This is a genomic window from Cupriavidus sp. HMR-1 (assembly GCF_000319775.1).
GTDB lineage: Bacteria > Pseudomonadota > Gammaproteobacteria > Burkholderiales > Burkholderiaceae > Cupriavidus > Cupriavidus metallidurans.
On the sequence record NZ_ANKP01000170.1, the window covers coordinates 1 to 3,457 of the forward strand.

Annotated in this window: 5 protein-coding genes and 1 pseudogene; 2 read left to right on the forward strand and 4 right to left on the reverse strand. The window is 68.5% G+C overall.

From position 1 onward, the window contains the following. A pseudogene (locus tag D769_RS32755) lies at positions 1 to 125 on the forward strand (hydroxymethylpyrimidine/phosphomethylpyrimidine kinase); the annotation flags it as partial. A gap of 20 nt (positions 126 to 145) precedes the next feature. Beyond that, complete coding sequence (locus tag D769_RS19315; RefSeq protein ID WP_008648487.1) at positions 146 to 589, forward strand: PGDYG domain-containing protein; 444 nt, start codon at positions 146 to 148, stop codon at positions 587 to 589. Here the strand turns inward: D769_RS19315 and D769_RS19320 are convergent. The 4 genes from D769_RS19320 to thiS form a co-directional block, all read right to left on the reverse strand. Beyond that, positions 586 to 1,020, reverse strand: coding sequence for a PaaI family thioesterase (locus tag D769_RS19320; protein WP_008648494.1), 435 nt, complete (start codon positions 1,018 to 1,020; stop codon positions 586 to 588). The genes D769_RS19315 and D769_RS19320 overlap by 4 nt on opposite strands. Before the next feature lie 136 nt (positions 1,021 to 1,156). Continuing rightward, positions 1,157 to 2,287 carry a thiamine phosphate synthase gene (locus D769_RS19325; RefSeq protein WP_008648496.1) on the reverse strand — a complete coding sequence of 377 codons (1,131 nt, stop codon included), beginning with the start codon at positions 2,285 to 2,287 and terminating at the stop codon, positions 1,157 to 1,159. Beyond that, on the reverse strand, positions 2,284 to 3,132 hold the full coding sequence (locus D769_RS19330) for a thiazole synthase (protein WP_008648498.1): 849 nt from the start codon (positions 3,130 to 3,132) through the stop codon (positions 2,284 to 2,286). The genes D769_RS19325 and D769_RS19330 overlap by 4 nt, the downstream gene beginning before the upstream one ends. 7 nt (positions 3,133 to 3,139) lie before the next feature. Beyond that, positions 3,140 to 3,337: a sulfur carrier protein ThiS gene (gene thiS / locus D769_RS19335; RefSeq protein WP_008648499.1), complete on the reverse strand. Its 198-nt coding sequence runs from the start codon at positions 3,335 to 3,337 to the stop codon at positions 3,140 to 3,142. Between the last annotated feature and the right edge of the window lie 120 nt (positions 3,338 to 3,457).

The following is a 3,457-nucleotide window of genomic DNA, read 5'->3' on the forward strand; positions in this document are numbered from 1 at the left end:
TGCCCGATGCGGTCGCCGCGGCGCTCGACTTCGTCGCGCAAGCCATTCGCTCGGGCGCCCGGCTGCGCCTTGGCGGCGGCAACGGCCCCCTCAATCACAGCTTCGCGCCGCGCGCGCTGGGCTAATCGCGAGCATCGCGAAAACCATGCAGACACTGACCAACATCGACCTGCGCGAAGACCGCGCCGCCCACTGGTACGTCAAGGATGAAACGGTGCAGGTGGCCTTTGCCACCGAGCCGGGAGAACTGATCAGCCGCGAGGGCCCGAACCGCTATCAGCCAGGCGACGCGATCGTGACCTGCGCCACCGGCGACCGCTGGGTGGTTTCGCGCGGACGCTTCGACCCACGGTATGTGGCGGTGGGACCGAACGCCCATGGTGAGTCCGGCCCGTATCGCAACAAGCCGGTGCCGGTGCTGGCCCGGGAGATGCCGCACGCATTCGCGATTGCGCGCTCGACCGGCGGCGACGTGCTGACCGGCAAGCCGGGCGACTGGCTGATGCAATACGCGCCCGGCGACTATGGCATCACCGAGCGCGCGCGATTTGAAGCGGTGTACCGTCCCGCGGACGGTCCGAAAGATTAATCGCCGCCGACCAGCTTCACGAGCTTGAACGACGCGCGGGCCACGCAGCAGAGCGTGCCCGTCGCGTCGCGGGCCTCGCCCTCGCAGAAGGCGATCTTGGCGCCACGGCGCATGATGCGCGCCTCGAACGTCAGTTCGCCGCGTGCGGCGGACAGGAAATGCGTGGACATGTCGATCGTGATGACGCCGGTCTCCAGCGGGGCATGAGACCGTGCCGCACCGCTCAGCGTGAAGTCGAGCACCGCCATCAGGGTGCCGCCATGCACATCGCCCCGGCTGTTCACCACGTTGGGATTGGCCGGCAGACGCGTGCGGCACAGACCCTCTTCCATATGCACGGGCTGCAGACCCAGCAGGCGCATCAACGGAATGTCAATGCCGAAGTAAGGCTTGTCGGGGGTGCCCGGTGCGGCGGGGATGATCTCGTTCACTGCTGTTTCCTCTCTGCAGGGTTCCGTTCCGTAGTGCGGAACCTCAGTCCTTTAATGGTGAGCCAAAGAGGATATGCGCAATTGCCGGGCGCCACCAGCCGGGCTGGCCGGTCAGCGCCCAAAGTCTACGTCCGGATCAGGCAAACAAGGCGTTGAGCCCCGCCACCGCCGCCGGCACATCGCTGGCTTCCGTGATCGCCCGCACCACGGCGGCGCTGCCGACGCCCACCGCCAGCACTTCCCCCATGTTGCCTGCGTTCACCCCGCCGATGCCAACCAGCGACGGGATCACGGGCTGCATCAACGCCACGTAGGACTGGAAGCGGCCCATGCCCTGCGGCTGGGTCGGCATGACCTTGGTGGTGGTCGGGAAGATCGCGCCAAGCGCGAGGTAGCTCGGCGAGATCGCGGCCACGCGCAGCATTTCCGCGTAGCCGTGCGTGGACACCCCGAGGCGCAGGCCCGACGCGCGGATCGCGTCAAGGTCGGCTTCGTCCAGATCCTCCTGCCCAAGATGAATCCCGTAGATGCCGCTGTCGCCACCGCAGGCTGCGTGGTGATCGATCGCCACACGCCAGTGATCGTTGATGAACAGGCGCGACTGCGAACCTTTGGCCGCCTTCGCGGCGCGCGCCACCTCATGCTTCACCGCGTCGGCATCGTCTGACTTGAAGCGCAGCTGCACGGTCGGCACGGCCAGCGGCACAAGCGTCTCGATCCATGCCGCGCTGGGCATCACGGCATAGAGACCGAGATCGGGCGGACAAGGCGCGAAGGGCTGCGCCGTCTGGCCCGGCGGCACCAGCGCAGCATGTCGCACCTGCGGAAAGCGCCCGAAATCGTTCGGCCAGGCCGTGGCGCCCGGCTGCCAGGCGCGGGCGATGCAAAGGGCGTCGTGCGCCGGAAAGTGCAGCGACAACGCGGCACGCAGCACGGCCACGAACGCGGGCGAATGCGGCGTGTCGTCATCGGCCCGCACGTCAAGCACCCAGGTACCCATCGGCGAGCGCACGGTGTCGATCCGGCGGCCGCCTTCGCGCTCCGATTCGATCAGCACCGCATCCGCGACCACCACCCGATCGATCAGATCCCCGGTGGCCTCGCCATCGGACAGCACCACGTCATGGCGATCGAGCGCGGCGGGAGCATTCGCCGCCGACCAGATGCGCCATGGCGTTTCGTCACGGCCGAACATCGCGGCGTAACGCGCCATCAAGTCATCGAACAGCGCGGCGTCGATGGCCGCGGCAACACCCTGACGTGTCATGCGCGGTCCTCCGCGCCTTCGGCGTGCCAGAACGGCATCCCCACCACGGGCGTGCTGGCCTGGGCCACCTCGCGCTCTGGCATCGGGCCGGCCAGGTAGGCGGTGCGCCCGGCTTCCACGGCCAGCGCGAACGCGCGCGCCATGTTCACCGGATACGCGGACTGGGCCACGGCCGTATTGAGCAGCACGCCGTCGTAGCCCCACTCCAGCACCTGCGCCGCGTGCGACGGCAGGCCGAGGCCGGCATCGACGATCAGCGGGGTGTCGGGCAGACGGTCACGCAGCGTGCGCATCGCGTGCGGGTTCACCGCGCCACGGCCTGTGCCGATCGGAGCAGCCCACGGCATCAGCGCCTGGCAACCGACGTCGAGCAGGCGGCGACACAGCACGAGGTCCTCGGTGCAGTACGGCAGCACCTTGAAGCCTTCCTTGACCAGCGTTTCGGCCACGGCAGGCATGTTGAGCGTGTCGGGCTGCAGCGTGTAGTCGTCGCCGATCAGTTCCAGCTTGATCCAGTCGGTCTCGAATACCTCGCGGGCCATCATCGCCGTGGTGATCACTTCCTGCGCCGTGAAACAGCCGGCGGTATTGGGCAGCACCGGCACGCCCAGCGTGCGCAGCATCTGCCAGAAGGTCTCGCCGCCGAGCGTCTGGCCATCACCGCTGCCCACGGCGGTCTGACGGCGCAGCGCCACCGTGATCATGGCCGGACGCGAGGCTTCCACGGCCGCCTGCAGCGTGGCGGGGGACGGGTAACGTGCCGTGCCGAGCAGCAGGCGCGACGCAAACGATTCCCCGTACAGCACGAACGGGTCGCGCAGGGTTTCAGTTGGTTCGAATGTCATAAGGGACTTAGCCTCCCGTCACGGGTTGCACGAGATCGATCTGGTCGCCCGCGGCCAGCGGCGTGGCCGCATGGCGGGTGCGCGGGACGAACTGGCCGTTCACCGCGGCGGCGAACGGCGGCGCGATGGCCGCCGCCGTCACCGCGTCCGCCAGCGTGGCGGCTTCGGGCAACTCGATCGGTCGGCCATTGAGCAGGATTTCCATGGTGTCTGTCTGATTAGTGCAGCAGGCCGCTGCCGGCCCCGGCCCCGGCCGATAGCATCGCGCTGCCACGCTCCTGCACGGCTTCGATCATGCCGGGCCAGCGCAACGCGGCGGGCACCG

Coding starts and splice junctions, on each gene's coding strand:
- D769_RS19315 (WP_008648487.1), top strand. CDS start 146: ATGCAGACACTGACCAACATCGACCTGCGCGAAGACCGCGCCGCCCAC.
- D769_RS19325 (WP_008648496.1), bottom strand. CDS start 2,287: ATGACACGTCAGGGTGTTGCCGCGGCCATCGACGCCGCGCTGTTCGAT.
- D769_RS19330 (WP_008648498.1), bottom strand. CDS start 3,132: ATGACATTCGAACCAACTGAAACCCTGCGCGACCCGTTCGTGCTGTAC.
- thiS (WP_008648499.1), bottom strand. CDS start 3,337: ATGGAAATCCTGCTCAATGGCCGACCGATCGAGTTGCCCGAAGCCGCC.